The sequence below is a fragment of the Paenibacillus sp. Paensp111 genome (genome assembly GCF_059492195.1).
The window spans coordinates 1,121,651-1,147,737 of the sequence record NZ_CP168527.1; the positions used below are offsets into that span (position 1 = coordinate 1,121,651).

Genomic DNA, 26,087 nt, shown 5'->3' on the forward strand with positions numbered 1-26,087 from the left:
GTGCATAAAGAGCAGTTCGCCGCAAGCCGGCCGGACTGCTCTTGGCACATCATCATACGTCTGAAAGGTAATACGTTATGCTAGAGAGATATAGATCAGTCAGAGAATCCGGCAGCCAAGAAATCGTCATCAAGAAGTCCAGATTCATTGGTCACGTTATGCCGGTCCGAACTGAGTCCGAGGCGATCACCTTCATCGAACAGGTTAAGAAGGAACACTGGAATGCCACACACAATTGCTCTGCCTACATGATAGGTGAGCGTGACGAGATTCAGAAGCAGTCCGATGATGGAGAGCCAAGCGGCACAGCCGGCAAGCCTATTCTGGAAGTTATCCGCAACCAGGGGCTTAAGAATGTGGCTATTGTAGTCACCCGTTATTTTGGCGGGATTATGCTGGGAGCGGGAGGTCTGATCCGGGCTTATACGGACGGAGCGGTCGCAGCCATAGAGGCAGGAGGGGCGATTACCCTTGTTCTGCATCGTGAAGTCTATGTTGAGGTGGACTATACCTGGCTCGGCAAGATTGAGAATGAGCTTCGAACCCGAGGCGTACGCACAGGACAGTCTTCTTTTGCTGATAAAGTTACTTTATTATGCCTGCCAGAGAATCATGAGGCTGAGAGTTTTACTGCCTGGATGATTGATTTAACACAAGGACAATCCGTTATTACAGAAGGTGAGAGGATTTACTTTATCGAAGGGGAATAATGTGAAATGGCAAGAAGAGCAGTGGAACAGGAGTTGTCTAGAGACAGAATTATGGATGCCGCCAGGCATCTGTTCATAACAAAAGGGTATCGTGCGATATCGATGAGAAGTATTGGACAGCATCTGGGTTACAGCCACGGATCCCTCTATTATCACTTCAAAGAGAAGGCCGAGTTATTCTATGCAATCGTGGTACAGGACTTCAATCATGTGGACCTCTTGTTTCGTCAGGTCATCAGCAGCCCCAAGGTCGAAGGATTGACCAAGGTGGAGCAGCTCATGCTGGAATTTATCAAATTTGGAATGGATCATCCGCATCAGTATGAGATTATGTTTATGCTCCGTGATGAAGAGATTCTATCCTACTGCCGTGCAGAGCAATCCAAGTGCTTTGACGTATTCTCTTCCATTGTGAAGAAATATATGAGAGAAGAGAACCATCCTTTAGCTCATCATACATCGGTTCCTTTAAGCATGTTTTTAGGTCTTCATGGATTCATTTCATTCTATATTCAAGATCATCTTACGTTTGAAGAAATTCATCCTGCTGCCATTGCCCATGTCAAAATGCTGAGTCATAGCCTCTAATTGTGCGTCGGGAGACGTATTTATTTTTACTATGTTGCTTTAACTAAGTACATCATTGTAGCTGTAATCCTTCATAACGTTAATATACTGATGTGTATTTGAGTCATCAGATTTACAGCCCAGTCCGAAGTTAAGCGGAGCTGGGCTGATTGTTATCCTTCATATATTTTGACATGATATTGTCTGGATCTAGGTCCATCGAATTCACAGAAGTAAATGCCCTGCCATCTTCCGAGGAGAAGCCGTCCTTCATGAATAATTACGGTCTGAGAAGGACCTGCTGTAATCGACTTCAGATGGGAGGCGGTGTTCCCTTCAGCATGTCGGTACTTGGGATGTTCCCAAGGATAGACCTCGTCAAGCCGCATAAGCACATCGTGTCTGACATCCGGGTCCGCATTCTCATTAATGGCAATCCCGGCGGTGGTATGGGGACAATAGATAACGGCCAATCCTTCCCTAACTCCACTTCGGGATACGATGCTGGTTACTTCCCTAGTAATATCGCGCAGTTCATCCCGTTTGCTGGTAGAAAGCTCAAGTGTAATTAGCATAGTGTACCTGCCTTTCTATAGAAATGAGAGTAAAAAAGAAGCCGGGTAGGCTTCTTCATATTCGTGATTACCTTTGTTCGTTCAATCTTCGGTTCATCATAAAACCATTTCCTTGATTAATCACAAATTTGGAATTTAGCTGATCTGCCACTTCAGTGAATGAAACCGAGCAGCCCAGACAGAGACGATTATGACGGATTGGGGCTCCACAGCATTCACAAGGATAGGTTAGATTCTTGCAGTTCTTAGGCAATCGGCCTTCTCTAATAAACTGAATGATGACCGACTTTTTAATTTTAGTAGAATGGGTTAGCTCTTCTGTGGATGCATTTGGAGATTTCCAAAGCAGGTCTAGGCACTCGGCAAGCTCAGAATCCAATTTAGCACTGCAATTGGTGCATAAGTCCCTGAGATTTTTTCTATATACAGACCCACAATTAGGACAATTGCCTGTTAACAGTTCCATATTCATCATTCCTTGTAGGTGATATAGGTAGAAAGTTCTAGTTATATTTTACTGTATGGCCTAGTATGTATCAATAGACTTGGTGAAAAATATATATGCAAGAGGCCAAGGTAACTTTCCCTTTCTATTATTAACAAAAAACGGTCCAATCTAAACATACGAAACAATTGACGATTGAAGCAGGTATTTGGTAAAGTAAGTGGTAAGAATTAATACCCAGTAAATTGATGAGAATTTATATTAATCGGTGATTGTTACATTAGACAGAGATATATGAGAGCCTGCCGTTTGATGTGAGGAAGGGGCGTGAGCCAACATGCACGTGGAAGTCAAAAATTTGGATAAGCATTTCGGTTCTTTTCATGCGGTTAAAGATGTGAGCTTCGGTATTAAAAAGGGTCAGTTAATCGGTCTGCTCGGCCCGAGCGGTGGCGGGAAAACCTCAATTCTGCGGATGCTCGCAGGGCTGGAGAGCCCGGATTCCGGAGAGATTCTGTTCCACGGACAGCGTGTGAACCATTTAACACCTCAGGAGCGTGGAATCGGATTCGTCTTCCAAAGTTACGCTCTATTCAAGCATATGACTGTGTTTGACAATATAGCCTTCGGTTTGAAGGTGAAGAAAGCGCCTAAAGACAGCATTCGTGATCGGGTAATGGAATTGGTTGAGCTTACGGGCCTGAAGGGCTTCGAGCATCGCTATCCCCACCAGCTGTCAGGTGGACAGCGTCAGCGTGTAGCTTTTGCCCGTGCGCTTGCGCCTGAGCCGCAGCTGCTTCTATTGGATGAGCCTTTCGCTGCGATCGATGCGAAGATTCGTCAGGAGCTTCGCTCCTGGCTTCGTGAGCTTATTGAGCGGGTAGGGATCACCTCAATCTTCGTCACTCACGACCAGGATGAGGCTATCGAGGTGGCAGATGAGATTATGATAATCAGCCATGGACAATTGGAGCAAAAGGGAACACCATGGGATATTTATAAGGACCCATCCACACCATTTGTTGCCCAGTTTATTGGTGAATCTACCCTGATAGATAACGCAGCCAAGCTAAAGGGCTTTGATGAAGCGAGCAAGGGTGTGGATACCAAGGCTTTGATCCGTCCTGAATATATCGAAGTTGGGACAAAGCATGAGTTCCAGGTGTTATCTGCAACGGATAGCGGAGTCGTGAAGCACCTTCATTTCCGCGGCAGCCAGTGGCTGGTTGAAGTGGAGGTAGGCGGGTACACGTTAACCACCTACCGCTCATTGGAGAAAGAGAATCTGCATGTAGGACAGCAGGTTCAAGTGCTTGTGCATAGAGCTTATCTTTATAATGAAAAGGGAAGCTGGATGGCCGAGAACCGCTTCAAAGTGGACCCGCTCACGGTAATTATTTAGCTAAATATTTCAAAACTGAATGTTGTGCACAATAACCGAAGATGAGATCTTCGGTTTTTTGCTATTTTTCTAACCCTTTGCTATTTTTTGTATCGAAGATATCTTGATCTCTTAAAACTTAGTACTAAAATGACGATATAAAAAAAGCAGTATGACTAAGTCGTCAGGTACAGCCGTATACAACAAGAACGCAGCAGGATATCACAGACAGGGGGATTATATGAAAAGTTTTACGAGATCGGTTTCTATTGTTTTTTTTTCTTTGACATTATTATTCACAGTGGCTACTTCACGCCAGGCTAATGCCGCTATTGCAGGTACCGGGTGGGAAAAGGTTGGAGCCAGCACAACAGACGTGGCTGGTTATATAACGTTAATCATTGATGATACCGCATCGGTTGACGAGATGATGAATTTGGATAACAGTCCATCAAGCGGCGGGTCAAGCACTATGGTGCAAGGTACTCCATACGTAGCTTTTGATAATGGAATTACAGGCATTGTTACGGTAGCCAAGCTTGTAGATGGTACATGGACACAACTCGGCAGTAGTTCGATTACAACCAATCGTTCTTCCAGGGTCAGGATGGTTATGGATCAGGGTACGCCGTACGTTATTTATGTTGATCAAGTTAATCTCTACCAAAAGGTGATTAAGAAGTTTAACGGTACAGCATGGGAGAGCGTGGGACCTGCCTTTGATGGTAATTATGCACAATTAGCGGTTGATAAGGGCACTCCGTATATTTTTTACAGCGATTATTCTAACTCGAGGAATGGTAAGGCTACTGTAAGAAAACTTGAAGGAAACAGCTGGGTGGATGTCGGTCCGGGAGGTTTCTCGGGAGGAATCATCAGTGTTCCTTCACTTGCTGTTGATCAAGGCACGCCGTATGTGGCTTACCAAGATGGTGCGCATGATGGCAAATTAACAGTTATGAAATACAACGGAGAGTATTGGGAGCCAGTCGGGAATCTCGGATTTAGCGCGGGTATCGCTGGCGGGGGAAATAAAGGTGCCATTATTCTTCGTATCAAGGATGGAACACCCTATGTCATGTTCTCGGATGGAGCTTATGCCGACGATAGGGGCTATGGGAAAGCAACTCTTATGAAGTTCAATGGAACAGATTGGGAAAGTGTAGGGACACCCGGGTTCTCTGCAGGCGGAACAGCCTCGTTATCTTTTGTATTTAATGGTGATATTCCTTATGCAGGCTATACCGATGCAGTGAACGCAGCCAAAGCAACGGTTAAGAAATTTAATGGGACTGCATGGGAAACAGTCGGGAAAGAAGGCTTAACGCCTTCCGATGCGGAAGATACTTCTATAGCGGTGGATGGCAATGGAACTCCATTTGTTGCCTTCTCGGATTATACGCAAAATGCCAAATTATCATTAATGAAATTCAATCCGCATGAGCTGCTGAACAGCAGTACGACTCTATCCAGCTCCTTAAATCCATCGAAGGAATATCAGCAAGTTACGTTTACTGCTACCGTGGCAGGCACGGATGATAGCGGAATTCCAACAGGAAGCGTGCAGTTTAAAGATGGGGATATTTTGCTTAACCAGGTGGGACTGGATGAATCAGGTGCAGCCACCTATTCTACGAGCAGCTTAAATGTCGGGGAACATACGATTACAGCGGTATATAGTGGAGATGCGAAATACGATGTTAGTACATCTACATCGGTTACTCAGCAGGTTACTTCGAATATTGTAGTCAATAATCCGCCACAGCTTAGACCTACTATAACTACGGTAACAAGTTATCCTAACCCCTCTACACCTGGCCAAGAAGTACAAATTAGAGTGAAGATTGCATCGAGCCCAAGTACTTCTGGCGATGTGCATGGAACGGTTATTATTAAGGATGGCTCAACTCAATTGGCTGAGGTTAAGGTAACGCCACTTGGGATATCGAATGGATATACATTTGCATATTATTCCACAAGCGATCTTAAGGTAGGAGATCATCCACTGACCGCTGAATACAGCGGAGATAGTTTGTTTGGACCTAGTTCTACTTCTGAGCCCTATATTCATGTAGTTGGTCAGGGGACTTCGACTACACCGACACCAACACCAGTGCCGACGCCAACACCAGTGCCGACACCAGTGCCGACACCGACACCAACGCCAACACCGGAGCCAGTACCAGTGCCAACTCCGGCACCTGCGCCAACACCAACTCCATCACCGGAGCCGGTACCAGCACCGCAACAGGATGTTGAGGTTTTCAAGAAAGACGTATTTAAACGCGGTGCAGATGTTGAGCAGACGATCGAGAAGAAAGTGAACGAAGCGCTCAAGCATCAGAACTCTGGTTTTACTCCCGTAGATACGAAGAATCACTGGGCAGAACAGACGATTGATATCTTTACGAAGCTGAACATTATTAGAGGCTATGAAGATAAGACGATTAGACCGAACCAGGACATGTCCAGGGGAGAGTTCATTGCGATTCTCGCCCGCATATTTGATGTAGGCGGAACGCATAAGGCCGAACTCAAGGATGTCAAGGGACACTGGGCGGAAAAGCCGATCGTGCAGTTTGCTCAAGCGGGAGTCATCAGCGGCACTGGAAATGGGGCCTTTAAGCCGGACAGTGCGATCACGCGCGAAGAGATGGTTGTGATTCTATCAAGGATCGTTAACCTCCAAGGAGCTGCGCAAAGCTCGAACGGGCAGGTAACGGACCCGATTGAATTAGCCGCAGAAGCGGGAATTATTAAGGGCAGCGGCAATGGGAAACTGAATCCCCAAGGCACTTCTGAAAGAGCCGAAGCGCTGCAGCTTATTCTCAATACGCTCAAGCTTAACTCCAAGATCAAAACTATGCTTGAATTGCTGTAACTGGAAAACGGAATAGAAGAATAAGAGTATAAAAGAAGACGTCCCAGTGGAATTTGGGACGTCTTCTCTATTTAAAGGAGATATAGCTAAGGCTGAATGTGTTTAAACGGTCATTCAGTAAATTTCGAAATAGATATATGTTGCCGTGTATTGCATTCGAGAAGGGTGCGCATGGCTAGGGTCAGAGCTTTCTTGTTGAGCTTCGCTAGCTGAACTATAATATATAGTGGCTAATCATATAGAACGTGAGCAGCAGAGCAGGCGGGTTAATCATAACAGTTACTAATGAGTTCAGGAGGAATGATGGCTGTGGGAGATCAGCTTAGGTTCTGGGGAACCGGAGATGCGATGGGAGTGCCACGGGTATATTGTGAATGTACAGTCTGTGAAGAAGCAAGAGCGACGGGCGTGAACAGGCGTTATCGTTCGAGCGTGCTGGTGGACTCTGGTGATGAGTCTTTTCTGATTGACTGCGGCCCTGACTGGCGCGCCCAGATGGAGCAGCGCAAGCTGCGCTTTGTCCGGAATATCGTAGTCACCCACGCGCATTTTGACCATATTGGGGGGCTGCCGGAATGGACGGATGCCTGCAGGTGGCTGGAATGCCGAGGTCAGCTGTATGCGCCTCGTGAGGTGATTGAGCTTATCTTAAGGCAGTATCCGTGGCTCGGAGGACATGTTGATTTCCATGCGATAGACGAGGGGATAACACTTGCCGGCTGGGAAATCCAGGGCTGGAAGGTCTTCCATGGCAAGAACGGCTACTCCTACGCTTACAGACTCGAGAAGGCGGGATATGCCTGGGTCTACTGCTCGGATGCAATTGCCCTTCCGCCAGAGGACCGAGTTCTGATGCGGGGACTCCATATGCTCGTTCTCGGTACAAGCTTCTATAAGGAAGAGGCTCCCTTCCACACCCGTTCGGTCTATGATATGAAGGAGGCTTTGGAGCTTCTTGCAGATGTGGACCCGGAGCGGGCGATATTTACACATATGTCGCATGACGTGGATCTGAACAGGGACTATCCCCTGCCTGATCATGTGCGTCTTGCGTATACAGAAATGGCTGTCCTATTGGAGAAATAGGACAGCCATTTTTGTAAGTTCTTGAAGTTCTTTTTACACTGAAGGGCTAAAGGGATAGATCTCAGGTAAAAGTCCGCTTAAAGAAAATTTATTTCTGTGCGAGCACAAATTTCTCAATGACCTCTTTGACCCCGTCGTCATTATTGCTTGCTGTTACATAATCGGCAAGCTCCTTGAGCGGAGCAATTGCATTACCCATAGCGACACCAAGGCCAGCAGCTTCAAGCATTTCATGGTCATTCCAGGAGTCGCCGATCGCAATAGTCTCAGACAGGTCACAGCCAAAGTGATCCGCAAGGAAAGCCAGGGCAGCACCCTTGGTTCCTTCTTTGTGCATGAACTCAAGGAAGTAAGGCTTGGATTTCGTAATATGCACGCCGTCTCCAAGCAGTTCACGGAAAATAGGAATCAGCTCGTCGAGATAGTCCGGCTCATCGATAATGAGCATCTTCGGAGTCGGCTGGGAGATCAGCTTCTCGAAGTCTGGTTCGATATAGTACTGGGTATTATTCAATTTGCTGTAATCAATCAGCTTCTGATTCTCTTCTCGGGAATACAGCTTATCGTCAATATAAGTCTGCAGGTGCAAATCATGTTCGATACAGTATTGGAACAGCTTGCGGGCCGCATCAATCGGCATATAGCGTTCATACAACACTTTCTCGTCAAGCAGGTTCTTCACCAATGCTCCCTGATATGTAATGATAGGAACATTTAGTCCGGTCTGGCGGGCAATTTTGTGAGCAGAGGCATAGGCCCGGCCAGTTGCCAGAGTGACAACCACACCCGCAGCTACCGCGTCCTCCAAAGCTTGCTGGGTTCCAGGGGTCACTTCCTTGTCATCATTAATGAGGGTATCATCGATATCGATGGCGATTAATTTGTATTTAGACATTAGGTTTCTCTCCTTATATCGCGCTCTGGTTCAGGCGCTGATTTCTTTATTATCCGGACTGCTGGCTGTAGATTGAAGCACGGCTTCGGCGGCAGGGGCTGCCGGTTGAAGCTCGGCTGCAATCATGCCGGCCAGGATGCAGGCACATCCGATCAAGGCTGCAAAGCCCAAATGTTCACCTGCAAATATTACGCCGGTTAGAGCTGCAAACACAGGCTCCATGGCGAAAATAACCGCAACCCGGGTTGGCGTCGTGTGCTGCTGGCTAACCGTCTGAATCCAGAAGGCGAAGGCGCTGGTCGGACCGATTGAGACTAGAAGGGCGATCAGCACCTCTGGGCGCATAAGCGTATCCCCCAGCTGACTCATAGTCCCCAGGCGCTCTGTCATCAGCGAAGCTGCAAGACTTAGCAGCCCGGTAACCGCAAGCTGAATGGCAGCAAGGGGCAGAGCTGGATACCTGGGGGCGTATATCCCTGTGAAGCCAATATGAAGTGCAAAAGCAAAGGCACATAATAAAATCAGGCCGTCTCCCCGGTTAGGAATGAAGCTGCCTCCGGAGAAGGTTAATAAATATAAGCCGAAAGCGGCCAGTACAGCACTGGCCAAGCTTATTTTGGACAACTTATGCCGGAGCAGTACAGCCGCGATGATGGGGACCATAACGACTGACAGGCCCGTAATGAATCCGGCATTTGAAGTTGTGGTGTACAACAGGCCAATGGTCTGAAAGGCGTAACCTCCAAATAGAAATACGCCGAGCAGCGAGCCATGCAGCAGCATTTTGACCGATAATTGTCTCCACTCTCTCCTGTAGAACACGGTAATAATCAGAGCTAGCAGCAATGAGGCTCCGATAAAGCGCACTGCATTGAAAGCCAGCGGGGGAAGAGCCTCCACTGCGGACTGGATCATCAGGAAGGTACAGCCCCACATCATGGCGACGATCAGCAGACTGAAATCCGCTAGTCTGGAACGCGTAAGCATGGATCAGTATCCTTATTCTTCAAGGAAGACGAGTCCAATGAAGTCGCTAAGTTCAATATTGCCAAAATAATGCTTCAGATCCGTATCCGAGAGAGCAGCTTCAACCTCATTCTCCTCATAACGGAGTCCCCTAAGCTTATCTTCAATATCAGCGACATCGCCCACGCCAAAGAAGTCCCCATAAATCTTGATCCCGGCAATCCGGCCGTCCTTGATATCCATCCTTAAGTCAATAATACCGACAGGGAATTTCTTCGTATGCTTGACGTTGCTCTCCGGAGATAATCCGTAGTTCCATTCCCAATTCTGATAGCGTTCCTTGCTAATCTCATGGATCTTGTTCCAGTCCTCTTCTGTCAGCACATACTCAGGAATCTCATCGACTTCCATGCCGAAGATATGCCGCAGCAGCTCCGAGCGGAATTCCTCAATCGTAATCTTCTTATCCAGAAAGTCGGAAATATTCGCTACCCGGCTGCGTACAGATTTGGTGCTCTTGGACTTGAATTTCTCGGGGTTAGCGTGAAGGGATGCCTGCACGTTGTCCAGGTTCAGGTCGAACATGAGAGTCCCATGGCTGAACATGCGTCCTCTTGTGGAGAACTGGGCGTTGCCGGAAATTTTCTGTTCCCCGACTTGCAGATCGTTGCGGCCGGTCAGTTCCGCATTAACCCCAAGCTGCTGGAGGGCTTCAACAACGGGCTGGGTGAATTTGCGGAAATTATGAAAGGACTGTCCATCATCCTTCGTAATAAAGCTGAAATTAAGATTGCCCAGGTCGTGGTACACGGCTCCACCGCCGGATAGACGCCGGACGACCCTAACGCCGTTATCCTTGATATACTCCGCATTGATCTCTTCAATGGTGTTCTGATGCTTGCCAATAATGACAGACGGAGCATTAATGTAAAAGAGTAAGTAGGTTTCATCCGCCGGAAGATGCTTGAGCGCATACTCCTCAATGGCGAGATTAATGGCGGCATCTGTAATGCCCTGATTATCGATAAACAGCATCGCTCTCTTGTCCTCCGTATCTAGTCTATGCTTTGTCACTTACTTTCTCATTGTAACGCAATTATTCGGGGAAACCAAAGAATTTTGGCACAATATTGACGTAAAAAGCAGGCCCGCGTCATAATGGGTACAATTATGTCCTAGTTAAGAATTTTGGGAGCGCCGCGAATGGATGAACACTTCAAGGGGCTGCACCACGTACAAGTCAATTATTCAACTTACGGTAGAAGAAGGAAGGTACAATGATGCTTGAAGTATATGGGCACGGAGGAGATTTGGAGACAGCCGCAGATACCTATGGAAGAAGTACAGGGGACTTCACCGATTTCAGCAGCAATATTAATCCGCTGGGCCCGCCGCCTGGGCTTATAGATGGCTTGAAGGAGGCCTTATCCTCAATTATTCGATATCCCGATCCAGGACATAGGCAATTCAAGAGCATGCTGGCACAGCAATTAGGTCTTGTAGAAGCGTGGCTGTCCATTGGTAATGGAGCGGCCGAGACGATGGCTCTTATTCTGCTCGCGCTGCAGCCTGAGACGGTAGGCATTGTAGAGCCCTGCTTCTCGGAATATGCCGCACTGGCCGAACAGTTCGGCTCTAAGGTGATCTCGGTAAGGGGCGAGGCGGATCATAATTTTCATGCAGATCCAGCGGATATGGAGCAGCTGATCAAGAGATCCGATCTGATCTTCCTTGGACAGCCGAACAATCCAAATGGAGTGCAGTACGGGATTGAGCAATTGAGGCAGTACGCACGTTCCGCTGAGCGGGAGGGTACGTATTTTGTAGTGGATGAAGCCTTCATCGACTTCATTGTGCCTGAATCCAGGCAATCTCTGCTGAGTGAGATCAGCCTATACTCCAGACTTATTCTTGTCAGATCCATGACCAAGTTCTATGCTATCCCGGGACTTCGGCTGGGTTATGGCATAGCTCATCCCGATATTATTCGTGCGATGACGAACAAACAGGTGACCTGGAGTGTGAACCAGCTCGCGCTGGCAGCCGGCCAGATCTGTCTGGCAAGTCCGCCCGCTTATGAAGAAGCCACAATCTCGCTGATCATTGAAGAGCGCAGACGTCTGCGGGAGGGACTCGGCCGTCTTGGATGCAGAACTTGGGCGGGAGAAGCGAACTTCCTACTGGTAAGACTGCCGGATGAATGGACAGCCATTAGGATGCAGAACGAGCTGGGCAAGCGGGGAGTGCTTATCCGCAGCTGCGCCATGTATCCGGGGCTCGGAGAAAGGGATATCCGGGTGGCAGTCAAGAACGAGAGAGACAACAGCCTGCTGCTTCGTGAGATGGAGGTTGTAATAGGGAATGTCTAGGGATAGATGCGAGAGGACTCCCAGCTGCATGGGGAATCAGGAATCAGGAATCAGGGGGGATAGATTTGAGTACGCCTTTTATACATACAGGAAGTGAAGGAGACAGTCCTCGCGGCGAGTATGACTCGGAAGCCTATCGGGGGCTTCACTTAATCCGCGGAGAAAGACATATCTCCTTGAACCTGCCCGGTCCAGTAGAGGCCTTGGGCAGCTCGGTCTATGGGGGCGGGATGGCCCGTCTGCAGAGGATGGTGAACATCTATGTCGATCGCTTCTACCGATGCGATGATCCTGAGCGGGATATCCGGGAGTTGCTCCAGCGGTGGGAATATCCGCTGGAAGAGACGGCTGGATTGTTGACAGCCGTCCGGCTCGAACACGCAGCGGTGGCCGAGGAGAAGAATGACGAGGCCTCCGTATTCGTCTGTGCCACGGCGGGTGTATCCAACGGCGCCCGCGCGGGCAGTGCACGTACCACGTTCTCGGCGGACTACGTCCCGGGAACGATCAATCTGATGATCGCGGTAGACGGCCGGATGACTCCGGCCGCCATGGTGAATGCGATCATCACTGCAACCGAGGCGAAGGCGGCTGCCCTCGCCGATCTGGGTGTTGCCGATGCCGAGAACGGCCTGGCGGCAACCGGCACCACCACTGACGCCGTGATCATCGGCGTCAGCCAGAACCCGGCGTACGGGCTGCTGCATCCGTACGCGGGCACCGCGACCCACATCGGCGGCCGGATTGGCCGCCTTGTCTACAGCGCGGTGCGGGAGGCGCTCGCCGCCGCAGGAGTCCGGCGGTGATCGCCTGGTGGGTCCTGCCGGCCGCCTACTTGGTCGACCGGCTCATTGGCGATCCGCGGGCCATCCCCCATCCCGTTGTGGGGATGGGCCGGGCGATCACGCGGATCGAGTCGGCGATTCGCCGCCGGGTGCCGGAGCCGCGCCTTAAGGCTGCGGGCTTGCTGCTGCCGGTGCTCGTGGCGGGCGGAGCCTTCGCCCTCACCTGGGGACTGATCTGGCTGCTTGCTAGGATCAGTCCCTGGCTTGCCGCTGCCGCGGAGATTTGGCTGATCGCGACTACGATTGCCGCGAAGGGCCTCAAAGACGCGGGCATGGAAGTGTATCACTGCCTAAGACAGGGGGACCTTCCTGCGGCACGCCGGTCGCTTGGCATGATTGTTGGACGTGATACGGCACATCTGGAATCCTCTGAGATTGCCCGGGGGGCGGTGGAGACGGTGGCTGAGAATATTGTCGACGGAGTAGTCTCGCCGCTGTTCTATGCCATGATCGGCGGTGCTCCGCTGGCCATGGCCTACCGGGCAGTAAATACGCTTGATTCGATGGTCGGATACAAGAACGAGAAGTACAAGAATCTGGGCTGGGCGTCTGCCCGCCTGGATGATGTGGCAAATTATATCCCGTCGAGAGTCACCGCACTGATGCTGATTGCTATCGCTAAGGGACTGGGTCTTCAGGCGGGACGTGCCTATCGGACCGTCCGCAGAGATGCTGCTTCGCATCCAAGTCCGAACAGCGGTTATCCCGAGTCAGCGGTGGCTGGAGCACTGGGGATCCGTCTTGGCGGAGAGAATGTGTATCACGGGATTACCTCCTTCCGTGCATATATGGGGGACAAGACCCGCGAGATGGTCCCGGATGATATTCCCAGGACGGCCGCGATGCTGATGTGGGTGTCCAACCTGTTCGTACTTCTCGGATCCCTGATTCTTCTGTGGCGAGGAGGCAGTCTGCTGTGGATTTAACCGTAGAGTGGGTGTTGGCACGTCATGGACGGACCAGGTGGAACGCGGAGCGGCGTTATCTGGGACACACCAATCCGGATCTGCTGGAAGGTGAGGCTGCGCATCTTGGTGAGCTGGCTGCGCAGCTGCAGGGAGCCGAGTTTGACGCTGTCTACAGCAGTGATCTGCTTAGGTGCACGCAGACTCTGCGGCGGGTACGGCCGGATTTGATGGATCAGGTTAGGTTGGATTGCCGGCTTAGGGAGATGGATTTTGGCGAATGGGAGGGCAAGACCTATGACATGCTGAAGGACAACTCGTCCTACCGGGCATGGATTGATCATCCCGAGGAGGTAACTCCGCCGGGTGGAGAGTCCTGGGGGCATTTCAGCAGCAGGGTGTCACAGTTCTATAAGGACGTCATGACCGAAGCGCTGTGGTATGCTGAACAATCGAATGATACAGGCAATCTGTCCGCCTCTAATCCACGTCGGATTCTAGTGATAACCCATGGCGGAGTGATTCGCCTGTTAAGAACCTGTCTGCTGCCGGACACCAATTACTGGGACTATCAAGCCGAGACGGGCAGTCTGCTGAGAATTCCAGTCCAAGTGAGCAGCACTGGATCAGGCAATGAGAAGCATGAAAATTTGTAATGAAAAGCAGCATTTGACCCCAAAACTCCTGGAACAACTCTTGTCCAGAATGGCTGTGTTTGAATGACACTGGAGATCTAAGCTCATGCCTGTACTCCCAATATGTGTATAAATTGTTGAAATTTCGGGTTGTATGGCAGGGAGTTTTCACCTATAATCCAAAAGAGTAGATTCATCTTGAATAAGCGAACACATTATATTCATAAGGTCCTTGTAGGATGGCACAGCCATGTTATGAGGTTAATAGGGAAGCCGGTGCAAATCCGGCACGGTCCCGCCACTGTATACCGGGGACGAGCCCAATCATCAGCCACTGTACTTGTTTAGTATGGGAAGGCGGGCTATCGTCATTCAACCCGGAAGTCAGGAGACCTGCCTTGTGAATTCGTAACGGTCCTCCGAGGAAGGGACAACGTTCTGCCGGAAAATATTTTGTGCGGATGTACTTCTCGCGTTAAAGAGGTATAGGTTCACCGGACATGCTTTCGTAGACGTAGACCTGATCCATAGGATCAGGTCTTTTTCTTTTTGGTAACACGGAAATGATCGGACTCGCAGATGAAGTCAAGGTGATCTCTATTTAAGCTGAACGATTGAATTCCATAGGGCAGCCGTGTGAAATGTTCTAGTGGTAATTCTTAAGTTCAAGCCGTCTGGCAACCTAAATTAGAAGGGGAGAGAAACACAATGAAATGGAACAAAATCGGAGCCGTCTGGCTATTAGCGCTTGCACTGGCGGTAACGGCAGGCTGCGGCAATAAAGAAACGGAAGGAACTCCGGCCGCCGAGCCAGCGAAGCAGGAAGCGAAGTCTCCTGAGCAGACTGCCCTTAAGACAACCTATCCGCTCAAGCTGAAGGATGCCACAGGGGAAGAGGTTACTTTTGACAAGGCTCCTGCCAAAATCGTATCCCTGGCTCCATCCGAGACGGAGGCGCTATTTGCTCTCGGTCTGGATAAGGAGATCGTGGGCGTCACGGATTTCGATGACTACCCTGAAGCGGTGAAGTCGAAGCCGAAAATGGGCGGTATGAAGGTAAATGCCGAGGCGATTGTAGCGGCACAGCCGGATGTAGTCTTCGTGGCAGGACTTACAGATACTGAGACAATCAAGAATCTGCGTGGACTGAAGATCAAAGTATTCCAGTTCAACCCAAAGACCATTGATGCCGTTGTCCAGGACATTGAAACTTATGGTCAGATTACGGATCATCAGACAGAGGCCAAGAAAGTTACGGACCAAATGAAGAAAGAGCTTCAGCAGGTTACAGATGCGGTGAAATCGGTACCGAATGATCAGAAGAAGAAGGTCTACATTGAATTCTCTCCGGGTTATACCGTAGGTAAGGGCGAATTCATGGACGAAATGATCTCGCTCGCCGGCGGCGTGAACGTGGCTGGTGATTTGACCGGCTGGCAGCAAATCAATGAAGAGAATATCATCAAAGCCAATCCGGATGTCATTCTCTACGCCAAGAGTGTAGTAGACGAGAACAACAAGACGCTGGCTGATATCATCAAAGCCCGCAGCGGATGGAATGCCATCAAGGCCATCAAAGACAACCGGATTGTTGGACTTGATGACAATCTGCTCAGCCGTCCTGGTCCTCGGGTCACTCAAGGCTTGATTGAAGTCGCTAAAGCGATATATCCGGATCTCGTGAAATGAATAAGAAGTTAGCGGGTTATATGGGGGCCAGTCTTATTCTACTGGTCCTTACCCTGCTGATCTGTGTAGGCACCGGCTCGGTCTCCCTTCCGATGGGGGATATTGCACGAATTCTGCTTCACAGAATTCCTGGCCTGGGGAACTGGATTACACCGGACTGGACTGCAGCTTCGGAGCAAATCGTGCTTAATGTCCGTCTGCCCCGGGTGCTGCTTGGCTTGATTGTAGGGTCATCTCTGGCTCTTGCCGGCGCGGCATTCCAGGGGGTTCTGCGTAATCCGCTTGCTGATCCGTTCACACTCGGTGTATCCTCAGGATCTTCTGTGGGCGCGGCCGTGCTTATCTTCTTCGGCTGGCAGTTCTCTGTTATCGGCATATTTACGCTGCCGATGGTTGCTTTTGTCACCGGAATTGTTACCCTTTGGGTGGTTCTTGCCCTGGCTAGAGAAGGAGGGAAGATCCCGACAGAGAGCTTGATCCTGGCAGGGGTAGTTATGCAGACTTTTCTTGGAGCCGTCGTGGCCTTTCTGACAGCCATGTCTAAGAAGACGGTAAATGAAATTTTATATTGGACAATGGGAAGCCTGAGTCTGCGCGGATGGTCATACTTGGCCATCCTTTTGCCGTATTTGGTGATAGGTCTGATAGTGATATGGAGCGGGGCACGCCGGCTGAATCTATTCGCGCTGGGTGAGCGGCAGGCCGCCCATTCGGGTCTTGATGTAGAGCGGACCAAGCTCGTTATGCTGGTTGTCTCCACTCTGCTTACGGCTGCGGCGGTCTCGGTTGCCGGGGTTATCGGATTTGTAGGACTTGTCGTTCCCCATATGGTCCGTCTGATCACCGGGCCTGATTACAGGCTGATTGTACCTCTATCGGCTGTTTGCGGAGGGATTTTCCTGATGTGGAGCGATCTTGCAGCACGAACCATCCTGGGAATGGTCGAGATTCCTCTGGGAATCGTGACGGCATTTGTTGGCGCACCGTTCTTCGCGTATCTCTTATACCGGAATAAGAAGCAGCGGGAGAGCAGACAGGAGCGTGGTATGATGTGAGTAGGATCATGATTGAACTTAGAGGGGTCACCATGCGGATGGGGCACAAGATTGTCCTCCGGAATTTGGATTTAAAGATTGGACAGGGACAATTTATTGGGATTATTGGACCTAATGGCAGTGGGAAAACCACGCTGCTGCATACCATTTCAGGCGTAGAGAAAATAGAGTCTGGAGAAGCCCGCATCGACGAAAAGCCGGTCCAGTCTTATAAACGCAAAGAGCTTGCACGCAAGCTGGCTGTGTTACAGCAGGATGGGATCCCTAACATAGGGTATCCCGTTGAAGATGTCATAGAAATGGGGCGCTTCCCATTTCTGGACTGGCTTGGGCGTGACCAATCTCCAGATGCCAGGCAGGTCATGGACAGGATTATGACCAGGCTGGAGCTGGATTCGCTTGCGGCTCGTCCCCTGGATGAGCTGAGCGGCGGCCAGAAGCAGCGGGTGGCTTTGGGTAAAGTGATGGCCCAGCAGCCGCAGATTCTGCTGCTTGATGAGCCTACAACCTACCTCGATATCCGCTATCAGCTTCAATTTATGGAGCTTGTATCCCAGTGGCAGAAGGAAGAGGATCTGACTGTCGTGGCGGTTATGCACGATTTGAATCTGGCCTCTATGTACTGCGACCGCCTGGTCGTTCTGCAAGCCGGAAGTATTGCTGCGGAAGGCACTCCTCAGGAAATATTAACACCCGACAATTTAGGGCGTGTGTTCGGGGTTCAATCGGCGCTTGCCGAACACCCGGATCTGGGTGTACCGCAAATCATGCTAAGACGAAAGGGGTACTAACGATGAACAGTTCAATAATGGAGCGAATTGGTGCAATTCATGCACTGGATATTCAGGCTATGGAGGAGGCTGTAAGCAGGCTGGACAGTCTGACTAAGCCGCCCGGAAGTCTCGGTAAGCTGGAAGAACTGGCTGCCCGCCTGGCCGGAATTACAGGTAAGGCGCTGCCATCATTTCCGAAGCGGGCAGTGGTGGTCATGGCAGGAGATCACGGAGTATGCGAGGAAGGGATCAGTGCTTTCCCAGCAGAGGTTACGCAGCAAATGGTCCTCAACTTCCTGAATGGCGGGGCAGCGGTCAACGTCTTGTCGAGACAGGCTAAAGCGGACGTGCTGTGCGTGGATATTGGCGTGAATGGGGATATCGATCACCCGGAACTGCTGAAGCGGAAGATCCGATATGGAACAGCCAACATGGCTGCCGGTCCGGCAATGAGCAGGGAAGAAGCTGAAGCTGCGATTATGGCAGGTGCAGAAGTTGTGAGGGAAGCGGTCTCGAAGGGGACAACGCTGTTCGTAACCGGAGAGATGGGGATCGGCAATACAACGGCCAGCTCTGCCATAATGAGTGCTTTAACAGGGATTACACCTCTTGAGAGTGTAGGTCGGGGAACCGGACTGAATGACGAGCGGCTTAGGCATAAGGCTGTGATCGTCCAGAGAGCGCTTGAACAGAACAAACCTGATGCTGATGATCCTGTGGATGTACTGGCCAAAGTAGGGGGGCTCGAGCTTGCGGGACTGGTGGGAGTTATTCTTCAGGCTGCTGCGAGTCGGTGTCCTGTGGTCATTGATGGATTCATCTCTACCGCCGCTGCCCTGGTCGCGACGCGGATAGTTCCGGAAGCTCGTGAGTATATGATTGCTTCGCATGTATCCGAAGAGCAGGGACATGCGATGCTTCTGCGCGAAATCGGGCTTCTCCCGATGCTGGATCTGGGTATGCGTCTTGGCGAAGGGACGGGCGGCGTGCTTGCTCTGCACCTGATCGATGCGGCCTGCCGGATTCCGGCTGAGATGGCGACTTTTGAAAGCGCGGGGATCTCAGGGGCTGGTGAGGGCCACCAATGAACGTGCTGATCACGGGAGGAGCACGAAGCGGGAAGAGTGCTTTTGCCGAGAGATGGTGCATGAAGCATGCTTCTTCTGCTGTGTATATTGCTACGGCCCAGATCTATGATGAGGAGATGCGTGAGCGGGTGGCTCTGCATCGCCAGCAGCGGTCTGAGGCTGGCTACACATGGAACACATTAGAGGAGCCTCAAAGATTAGTAGAACTTCTTGACGAGTTGGCAGGGTCACGTCAGAATCCGCCAGCGGTTCTGGTAGATTGTCTCACCTTGTGGCTGTCCAATGTTCTGCTGTCAGCCGGTGAGGGATCAGATAAGGATTCCACGGCGGTGGTGGAACGGGAGATAGAGCGGCTTGTGGAAGCCGCTAAGAGGTATACGGGCCAGCTTGTTCTGGTCACGAATGAGGTTGGGAGCGGAATTGTGCCGGAATACCCGCTGGGCCGTCAGTACAGAGACCTTGCCGGAAGACTGAACAGGAAGATGGCGGAGATCTCCGGACAGGTATTTCTGGTTACGGCCGGAATCCCCGTAGAACTGAAAAGCAGGGCGTATGAGTTATGAGAGGCCGGGGACAAGCCATCCTGGCCGCTTTTCAATTTCTATCGCGTTTTCCGGTCACAGCCCAGCTGGACTTTACACCCGAGCTGCTTAAGCGAAGCACAAGCTTTTATCCGCTTGTTGGGGCGGCTATAGGCTTCGCCACCTGCTTGTTATCGCTTATCTGCGCCTGGGCGCTGCCGCCTCTGCCTGCCTCTGTAATTATACTCACTGGCTGGATCTACCTTACCGGCGGCCTGCATCTCGATGGATGGATGGATACAGCGGATGGTCTGCTCAGCTATCGTTCCCGTGAGAAGATGCTGGAGATTATGAAGGACAGCCGGGTCGGTGCTATGGGCGTGATTGCATGCGTCTTGCTGCTGCTGCTCAAGGTGACTTTAATTGCTTCACTTCTGGAAAAGGGGGCGCTCCCGCTGGCCCTTCTCACTGTTCCTCTGTGGAGCCGATGGTTCATGGTTCATGCGATCGCAGGCTGGCCCGGGGCCAGAGGCCCCGAGGGACTTGCTGGACGGTTTGGCGGAGTCACATATCATTCCTCTTGGGCTGCGGGGCTGTGGGCTCTGATCCTATCGGGCGCCGCCTTGATTCTTCTCATGACATGGGGTCATGGGGCCGATCTAAGCTGGCTTCAGCTAGGGATTTGTTATGCGGCTGAGCCGGCAGCAGCCTGGCTAATAGGCTCGCTGGCGGCAAGCAAGATCAGCCGAAGACTGGGCGGCCTTACGGGAGATGTTTATGGGGCCTTGAATGAAGGGCTGGAAGTGCTGCTGATGGTAATTTTGCTAGTGATAATACATTGACGACAGAGATAACGATTTATTCCTATTGGGAAAGGTTTTGTGGGGGATGTACTCATCCTTTCCGGCCCGATAGTGAAGATGTAGGGGAGGCCAGACCATGAAGGGGCAATCAGACTCCCAGGGTGCCGTGTTGATGATCCAAGGAACGGCTTCTGATGTGGGGAAGAGTATCATAACCACGGCGTTATGCCGTATTTTCAAGCAGGATGGTCTTCGCCCGGCTCCTTTCAAGTCGCAGAACATGGCGCTGAACTCTTATGTGACCGAAGATGGCCTCGAGATCGGTAGAGCTCAAGGCGTGCAGGCCGAGGCATGCGGAATTCAGGCCACGACCGATATGAATCCCATATTGATTAAGCCGACCGGGGAAATGCATTCTCAGATCGTAGTTCATGGTAAGCCGCTTGCCCATATGAGTGCAGCTGCTTACCGTGAGGATTTCCTGCCGGTAGCCAAGCAGACGGTGATAGAGGCGCTCCAGCGCCTTCGGTCTTCCTATGAGCTTGTCCTGATGGAGGGGGCGGGAAGCCCAGCGGAGATTAATCTCAAGGATCGGGATATCGTGAATATGAATCTGGCAGAATGGGCGGATGCCCCAGTCCTGCTTGTTGCTGATATTGACCGGGGCGGGGTATTCGCTTTCCTGGTAGGAACTCTGGAGCTGCTGACTCCGGGGGAACGTGCTAGAGTTAAGGGCTTTATCATTAATAAGTTCCGCGGGGATCTCGCGCTCCTTCAGCCTGGGCTGGATTGGCTGGAAGAGAGAACCGGGATACCGGTTTTGGGTGTTCTCCCTCATATTCCGGATTTGAATATTGAAGCCGAAGATTCAGTTGTTCTGGATAACCTCTCCGGCCGAAGTGACGCTGAAGGGCTGGATATTGCTGTAATCCGCTACCCGAGAATTTCAAATTTTACGGATTTTGATGCCCTGAGTGCTGAAGCGGATGTTAACCTGCGTTACGTATCAACTGGAGCTGAACTGGGGATACCGGATGTAATTATCCTTCCAGGTACCAAGGATACCTTGGGGGATCTCTTCTTTCTCAGAGAGCAAGGGCTGGATCAGGCCATTCAAGCAGCTATGCGTCAGCCGAAGACGCGGCTCGTGGGGATTTGCGGAGGTTATCAAATGCTGGGCAGACAGCTGATAGACCCTGACGCTAATGATTCAGGACGGGCAGGACAAGCCGACGGACTTGATTGGCTGCCTATGACGACCGTGTTCCTATCTGAGAAGCGGACGATTCGAGTTACGGGAGCCGTGCTTAATGACCAGACCATTTCACTTTACGGAAATTGTTCGATGATACCGATTCAAGGTTATGAGATACATATGGGTGAATCTGTCTGGCTTGAAGGCTTCGCCCCTAAGCCGTTATTCGAGCTTTCCAGCGGTCGCGACAACCCGGAGGACACCTGGCTGGAAGGCGCTGCGAGCGAGGACGGCCGGGTTATGGGAACGTATCTTCATGGTGTGTTCGATAATGACGTGTGGCGCAGGGCTTGGCTGAACGGAGTAAGGGTGGAGAAGGGGCTCATGCCAATTCATGAGACATTTTCGGCGGCAGACCGCAAGGAGCAGGCTTTCGACCGCCTGGCCTCGATTACGCGTGAGCATCTGGATATGAGCCGGATTTATGCAATTGCAGGCTTAACCAATCCGGGGCCCGGCTGAAGTTCGAACTTTCACTCTATGAGCTAAAAGGTATCCATCCCTTCGGGGATTGTGTTAAAGTAGTATTTGCTGTGCCTGTGATCCATCGATCTTACGGCCAGCCGCGGTTCGTAACCATCCCGCGTAACCAAAACTAGGAAGGAAGAGGACGATGTTTAATTTTAGCTGGGGCGCGCTGTTCGTGCTTGTGAACTTCACGTTCCTGTTGATGTGCTACAAGTTTTTTGGTAAAAAGGGGCTGTATGCCTGGATTGGTGTTGCGACTGTCATCGCCAATATACAGGTAGCCAAGACGATTGACATGTTCGGCATTGTCATGACACTCGGGAACACCATGTATGTAAGTCTGTACCTGACAAGCGATCTGCTGAATGAAAAGTTTGGACGCGAGGAAGCGCGCAAAGCGGTCTGGTTCGGCTTCTTCACCTTGATCATGACGACGATTATCATGCAGATGGTGCTGGTCTTTGAGCCCCAGTCCGGTGATATCGCGCAGCCGGCTATGGAGACAATCTTCGGGCTTCTGCCTAGACTGGCGATCGGAAGTCTGACGGCTTATTTTATCAGCCAGTTCCTGGATGTTCGTCTGTATACCTGGATTCGAAAATTCTACCCGAAGCGGAATCAGCTGTGGATCCGGAATAACGGGAGTACGATGATTAGCTCATTTGTAGATACTTTGATTTTTTGTACAATTGCTTTTGCAGGTCCCATGTACAGTCTGTCCGACTGGCTGGAGATCCTGTTTACAACTTATATCGCTAAATTCGTACTGACGGCTGTCGGCACTCCATTCTTGTATATTGCCCGAAATTTCAGGCATAAGGAAGACGAAGCCTCGCTTCTTCCTGCTGCTAAGTAGCAGGTAGCTGACGCTGGCTTCAAATGCATATTCTGTGTATATAAAGAAATCTCGCTATATATAAAATGGGTTGGTGGAGCTTCCATTTTAAATATAACGAGATTTTTTGGATTTCAAATAATCTGATCTACTCCAGGATGGTAAGTGTCTTAGGGAAAGAAGTTAGAACCTCCACGCCATCTGCTGTGACCAGAATATCATCTTCAATTCGGACTCCGCCAACTCCGGGTACATAAATCCCCGGTTCGACGGTGAATACATTACCTTCCTGCAGAAGGGCTTGGTTCTGTCCGTGAATGGAAGGATACTCATGCACATCAATTCCCAGACCATGCCCCAGACGATGCATGAAATATTCCCCGTACCCGGCCTGCTCAATGAATGAGCGCGCAGCGAGGTCAATCGACGCAAAAGATACGCCCGGTTTGATGCTGCGGATGGCCTGTTCATTGGCTTCAAGCACCGTGTTGTATATTTTGGTGAGCTCTGGGGAAGGTTCTCCAAAGGCAAAGGTCCGAGTGATATCCGAAGCATAGCCATCCGCATATACGCCAATATCGTACATAAGCAGATCGCCGTACTGCAATTGTCTGGTGCCTGGCACGCCATGCGGAAGAGCTGTTTTCTCGCCAGTAAGTACCATGGAATCGAACGAAGGGCCGTCAGCGCCCAATCTTCGGATCTGATATTCAATTTCAGCGACAAGCTCATTCTCCGTAACCCCTGCTTTAACTTTGGTTAAGCCCTCTTGGAGAACCTGTTCAATCAAGGTAACAGCATGTTTGATCTTGGTTATTTCATCTGCGGATTTGCGGACCCTCATGTCCTGAAGCCAAGGACCGATATCCCGGTACCGGGCAAAGGTGAGGTGTTCCTGGAGAGATTCGAAACGGGCCAGTGAAAGATGATTCTTCTCCAGTGCAATCGTCCCGACAGAGCCCTTCAGCGCCTGATTTAGTATGAGATAAGGATTATCGGTGTCTTTATGCGTATAAATGCGATCCAGATCAGATCCAGCCCGGGCAGCCTCTTCATCAAGAGCCGGGACGATCAGGAAGGGTTCTTCACCAAGCGTCATCGATGCTGCAAGAAATCGTTCATGAGGATTACTGAGAAATCCGGTCAAATAATAGACATGTTTGGGGTCGGTGATCAGAAGGGTTTGTACCCCGTTCTCTTTCATTAGGTGTTCAAGTGCAGACCATTTCAGGTTCATAGATGGACTTCCTTTCAAGATTGAGAGATGAGCGCCTGTTTGATATCCCGTATTTGCTCCATATGGCGCTGTTCATGCAGACCGATGAATTCTTCCCACTGCTTAAGATCCATCAGTCCAAATACCGGATGGGGAAAAGACAGCTGCGTGAGCTGATCATCGCTGTGTCCTTCAAGCACCCGGATGAGGGAAGCCCGGGACTGCTCAAGCTGCTCCTTCAGCTGCTCGAAGGATTTCGGTTCTTCAGTCGGAACCATGTGAGGAGGTGCTTGGATACGGCGGGTTCGGTCAAGCGTCAAGTGATAGGGCTTGGTATTGGTTGGAGCAGGCTGCCCCTGTTTCAGGGTTACACCCATCTGGTGGGCAATTGTGCGCTCCATCAGGTACAGATGATCAAGCACCTGAGCGATGCTCCACTGTTCCGGGACTAGGCGGACGTTGAGCTGCTGATAATTCAAATCCGCCACAAGCCCGTATATTTGCTGTCTGATTCGCTGATTATGCTCCATGAATTCTGCCTCCTTTGTAAATACTCATATTGTGATCATATCAGAATTGGAAAAGGATCAAAAATAACCTGCTTCTAACTGGGAAGGCGTCGCAGCTTGGCAATGTTTAATTTTGCGTAGATTACGGTATAAAGGAAATATCAAAGGATAAGAGGTGAACAGCATGGAGGAGCGCGGTAAAATCAATTCTGGGCCATCCGGCATGGATAACCCCGAACAGTACAAGACCGATCAGGAAAGCTTGTTCGACAAGTTCGAAAGCGAGCAGAATGTGGATTCGATCCCGGTGGAGGATTTGAACGAGGAAGTCAAGGAAGAGCGGAACAAAGAAGAGACCAAGCATACTTCTTCTACTCAGAAGAAATACAAAGTGGATTTTGAATAGCAGGGTTCCGAATAAATGGCAAAGACTCCGTCAACCGGTTGACGGAGTCTTTGTGCTGCTCTTACAAGCAATGCAGGCTAACTTGCGCATTCTGTCAGATCATTAGTCCCGGAGCTCTTTAACAAGTCCCGCAGGGGTTCCGCCTTGCAGGACACTCACCATATTCTCCGCTGCCCGCATGGCCATATCCAGACGAGTCTTCTCTGTAGCGGAGCCAATATGGGGAAGGAGGACCACATTCGGCATGGACAGGAGCGGATTCCCTGAATCTACAGGTTCCTTCTCAAATACATCAAGTCCCGCTCCGTAGATCATCTTGTTCTGAAGAGCCCGAATCAGCGCTTCCTCGTCCACGGTCTGTCCGCGTGAAGCGTTAATGAAGATCGCGGTCTCCTTCATCCGGGTGAATTCAGCCTCCCCGATCATGTGACGGGTCTCCTCAGTGAGCGGAGTCAAGAGCACGATGAAGTCGGACTGCTCAAGCAGCTCCTCCATAGTGGCGTAGACGGCATTAAGTTCTTGCTCAGCCCGCTCACTGCGGCTGCGATTGTGATACAGAATATTCATGCCGAAGCCGAATTTGCCTCTGCGTGCAACCGCTTGGCCGATGCTTCCCATCCCAATAATGCCAAGTGTCTTATGATGAACATCCAGCCCGAACAGGCTTTCATTATCTCCACGCTTCCAGCTGCCTTCCCGCACGTACCTGTCCATTTCAGGGACACGCCGGGCAACAGACAGCATCAGAGCCATAATAAGGTCCGCCACGGTGTCATTCAGGACATCAGGTGTGTTGGTGCCTTTGATCCCCCGCTCTTTCATCGCGTCAAGATCAAAATTGTTATAGCCTACACTCATGGTACTCACCACCCTGAGATGGGGAGCATGGTCAAGCAGCTCGGCGTCAATCCTGCCGCCTGCGGTCAGCAGACCTTCCACATCTGCAATGTGCCCGGCCAGCTGTTCTGAAGTCAGGGGCTTCTCACCTTCCCATTTGCTGTACGTGCAGTGCTTGCCGATATACTCCTCCACTTCTGGGGGAACGGGTCTGGCTATGAATACTTTCGGTTTGGTTATGGTCATGCTGAGGACTCCTCTCCGTCTGGGCTGTAAGCAGTTCTAACCTTTACTCCCCATATTACCCTATATAAGTTGAATTTAAGAATTACTAATAGGCAAGAGTGTGAAATGATTCCGGAGAAGCGGAGC

General features: G+C 50.7%; 24 protein-coding genes, 1 pseudogene and 1 riboswitch. Of the genes and pseudogenes, 18 read left to right on the forward strand and 7 right to left on the reverse strand.

The window, feature by feature from the left end:
- Nucleotides 1–77: 77 nt before the first annotated feature.
- A complete protein-coding gene (locus ACEN86_RS05210; RefSeq protein WP_495633287.1) occupies nt 78–710 on the forward strand; it encodes a YigZ family protein in 633 nt (210 codons plus the stop codon).
- A gap of 6 nt (nt 711–716) precedes the next feature.
- A complete protein-coding gene (locus ACEN86_RS05215; RefSeq protein WP_495633288.1) occupies nt 717–1,298 on the forward strand; it encodes a TetR/AcrR family transcriptional regulator in 582 nt (193 codons plus the stop codon).
- A gap of 152 nt (nt 1,299–1,450) precedes the next feature.
- On the opposite strand, the gene ACEN86_RS05220 is transcribed toward ACEN86_RS05215, so the two are convergent.
- Nucleotides 1,451–1,852: a secondary thiamine-phosphate synthase enzyme YjbQ gene (locus ACEN86_RS05220; protein WP_495633289.1), complete on the reverse strand. Its 402-nt coding sequence runs from the start codon at nt 1,850–1,852 to the stop codon at nt 1,451–1,453.
- A gap of 782 nt (nt 1,853–2,634) precedes the next feature.
- On the opposite strand from ACEN86_RS05220, the gene ACEN86_RS05225 reads away from it, so the two are divergent.
- The 3 genes from ACEN86_RS05225 (at nt 2,635) to ACEN86_RS05235 (ending at nt 7,645) form a co-directional block, all read left to right on the forward strand.
- The gene (locus tag ACEN86_RS05225) at nt 2,635–3,699 is read left to right on the forward strand and encodes a sulfate/molybdate ABC transporter ATP-binding protein (protein ID WP_495633290.1); all 1,065 of its coding nucleotides are present in this window, start codon (nt 2,635–2,637) and stop codon (nt 3,697–3,699) included.
- Between the two features lie 220 nt (nt 3,700–3,919).
- On the forward strand, nt 3,920–6,559 hold the full coding sequence (locus ACEN86_RS05230; protein WP_495633291.1) for an Ig-like domain repeat protein: 2,640 nt from the start codon (nt 3,920–3,922) through the stop codon (nt 6,557–6,559).
- A gap of 300 nt (nt 6,560–6,859) precedes the next feature.
- Nucleotides 6,860–7,645 (forward strand): MBL fold metallo-hydrolase, encoded by a 786-nt coding sequence (locus tag ACEN86_RS05235; protein WP_495633292.1) that lies wholly within the window; start codon nt 6,860–6,862, stop codon nt 7,643–7,645.
- A gap of 88 nt (nt 7,646–7,733) precedes the next feature.
- Here the strand turns inward: ACEN86_RS05235 and ACEN86_RS05240 are convergent, their stop codons facing one another.
- From ACEN86_RS05240 to lplA, 3 genes are read right to left on the reverse strand one after another with little or no spacing between them, the layout of a single operon-like run.
- The gene (locus tag ACEN86_RS05240; RefSeq protein ID WP_495633293.1) at nt 7,734–8,540 is read right to left on the reverse strand and encodes a Cof-type HAD-IIB family hydrolase; all 807 of its coding nucleotides are present in this window, start codon (nt 8,538–8,540) and stop codon (nt 7,734–7,736) included.
- 30 nt (nt 8,541–8,570) lie between these two features.
- Nucleotides 8,571–9,527, reverse strand: coding sequence for a DMT family transporter (locus ACEN86_RS05245; protein WP_495633294.1), 957 nt, complete (start codon nt 9,525–9,527; stop codon nt 8,571–8,573).
- 12 nt (nt 9,528–9,539) lie between these two features.
- On the reverse strand, nt 9,540–10,541 hold the full coding sequence (lplA, locus tag ACEN86_RS05250) for a lipoate--protein ligase (protein WP_495634220.1): 1,002 nt from the start codon (nt 10,539–10,541) through the stop codon (nt 9,540–9,542).
- A 245-nt stretch (nt 10,542–10,786) separates the two neighbouring features.
- Here lplA and cobD point away from each other — a divergent pair, with 245 nt between their 5' ends.
- The 12 genes from cobD to ACEN86_RS05310 all read left to right on the forward strand — a co-directional run bounded on the left by cobD (nt 10,787) and on the right by ACEN86_RS05310 (nt 22,768).
- Nucleotides 10,787–11,875, forward strand: coding sequence for a threonine-phosphate decarboxylase CobD (cobD, locus tag ACEN86_RS05255; RefSeq protein ID WP_495634221.1), 1,089 nt, complete (start codon nt 10,787–10,789; stop codon nt 11,873–11,875).
- 65 nt (nt 11,876–11,940) lie between these two features.
- Nucleotides 11,941–12,681, forward strand: coding sequence for an adenosylcobinamide amidohydrolase (locus tag ACEN86_RS05260; protein ID WP_495633295.1), 741 nt, complete (start codon nt 11,941–11,943; stop codon nt 12,679–12,681).
- Nucleotides 12,678–13,646 carry an adenosylcobinamide-phosphate synthase CbiB gene (gene cbiB / locus ACEN86_RS05265; RefSeq protein WP_495633296.1) on the forward strand — a complete coding sequence of 323 codons (969 nt, stop codon included), beginning with the start codon at nt 12,678–12,680 and terminating at the stop codon, nt 13,644–13,646. The genes ACEN86_RS05260 and cbiB overlap by 4 nt, the downstream gene beginning before the upstream one ends.
- On the forward strand, nt 13,637–14,281 hold the full coding sequence (locus ACEN86_RS05270; protein ID WP_495633297.1) for a histidine phosphatase family protein: 645 nt from the start codon (nt 13,637–13,639) through the stop codon (nt 14,279–14,281). Before cbiB ends, ACEN86_RS05270 begins: the two co-directional genes overlap by 10 nt.
- Before the next feature lie 188 nt (nt 14,282–14,469).
- Nucleotides 14,470–14,675, forward strand: a riboswitch (cobalamin riboswitch).
- 293 nt (nt 14,676–14,968) lie between these two features.
- Nucleotides 14,969–15,949, forward strand: a complete 981-nt coding sequence (locus tag ACEN86_RS05275; protein WP_495633298.1) for an ABC transporter substrate-binding protein — start codon at nt 14,969–14,971, stop codon at nt 15,947–15,949.
- The gene (locus ACEN86_RS05280) at nt 15,946–17,004 is read left to right on the forward strand and encodes a FecCD family ABC transporter permease (RefSeq protein ID WP_495633299.1); all 1,059 of its coding nucleotides are present in this window, start codon (nt 15,946–15,948) and stop codon (nt 17,002–17,004) included. The genes ACEN86_RS05275 and ACEN86_RS05280 overlap by 4 nt, the downstream gene beginning before the upstream one ends.
- An 8-nt stretch (nt 17,005–17,012) precedes the next feature.
- The gene (locus tag ACEN86_RS05285; RefSeq protein WP_495634222.1) at nt 17,013–17,795 is read left to right on the forward strand and encodes an ABC transporter ATP-binding protein; all 783 of its coding nucleotides are present in this window, start codon (nt 17,013–17,015) and stop codon (nt 17,793–17,795) included.
- Between the two features lie 2 nt (nt 17,796–17,797).
- A complete protein-coding gene (gene cobT, locus ACEN86_RS05290) occupies nt 17,798–18,865 on the forward strand; it encodes a nicotinate-nucleotide--dimethylbenzimidazole phosphoribosyltransferase (protein ID WP_495633300.1) in 1,068 nt (355 codons plus the stop codon).
- Nucleotides 18,862–19,428 (forward strand): bifunctional adenosylcobinamide kinase/adenosylcobinamide-phosphate guanylyltransferase, encoded by a 567-nt coding sequence (gene cobU, locus ACEN86_RS05295; RefSeq protein WP_495633301.1) that lies wholly within the window; start codon nt 18,862–18,864, stop codon nt 19,426–19,428. The genes cobT and cobU overlap by 4 nt, the downstream gene beginning before the upstream one ends.
- Nucleotides 19,425–20,228, forward strand: coding sequence for an adenosylcobinamide-GDP ribazoletransferase (gene cobS / locus ACEN86_RS05300; RefSeq protein ID WP_495633302.1), 804 nt, complete (start codon nt 19,425–19,427; stop codon nt 20,226–20,228). The genes cobU and cobS overlap by 4 nt, the downstream gene beginning before the upstream one ends.
- Before the next feature lie 97 nt (nt 20,229–20,325).
- A complete protein-coding gene (locus ACEN86_RS05305) occupies nt 20,326–21,906 on the forward strand; it encodes a cobyric acid synthase (RefSeq protein ID WP_495633303.1) in 1,581 nt (526 codons plus the stop codon).
- 151 nt (nt 21,907–22,057) lie between these two features.
- Nucleotides 22,058–22,768 carry a queuosine precursor transporter gene (locus ACEN86_RS05310; protein ID WP_495633304.1) on the forward strand — a complete coding sequence of 237 codons (711 nt, stop codon included), beginning with the start codon at nt 22,058–22,060 and terminating at the stop codon, nt 22,766–22,768.
- Nucleotides 22,769–22,895: 127 nt separating this feature from the next.
- Here ACEN86_RS05310 and ACEN86_RS05315 read toward each other — a convergent pair whose 3' ends face one another.
- Nucleotides 22,896–23,984: a M24 family metallopeptidase gene (locus ACEN86_RS05315; RefSeq protein WP_495633305.1), complete on the reverse strand. Its 1,089-nt coding sequence runs from the start codon at nt 23,982–23,984 to the stop codon at nt 22,896–22,898.
- Between the two features lie 14 nt (nt 23,985–23,998).
- Nucleotides 23,999–24,496, reverse strand: a pseudogene (locus tag ACEN86_RS05320) (DinB family protein); the annotation flags it as partial.
- Between the two features lie 160 nt (nt 24,497–24,656).
- Between ACEN86_RS05320 and ACEN86_RS05325 the strand changes: the two are divergent.
- On the forward strand, nt 24,657–24,878 hold the full coding sequence (locus ACEN86_RS05325; RefSeq protein WP_495633306.1) for a YczO family protein: 222 nt from the start codon (nt 24,657–24,659) through the stop codon (nt 24,876–24,878).
- A 102-nt stretch (nt 24,879–24,980) separates the two neighbouring features.
- On the opposite strand, the gene ACEN86_RS05330 is transcribed toward ACEN86_RS05325, so the two are convergent.
- Nucleotides 24,981–25,961, reverse strand: coding sequence for a 2-hydroxyacid dehydrogenase (locus tag ACEN86_RS05330; protein ID WP_495633307.1), 981 nt, complete (start codon nt 25,959–25,961; stop codon nt 24,981–24,983).
- Between the last annotated feature and the right edge of the window lie 126 nt (nt 25,962–26,087).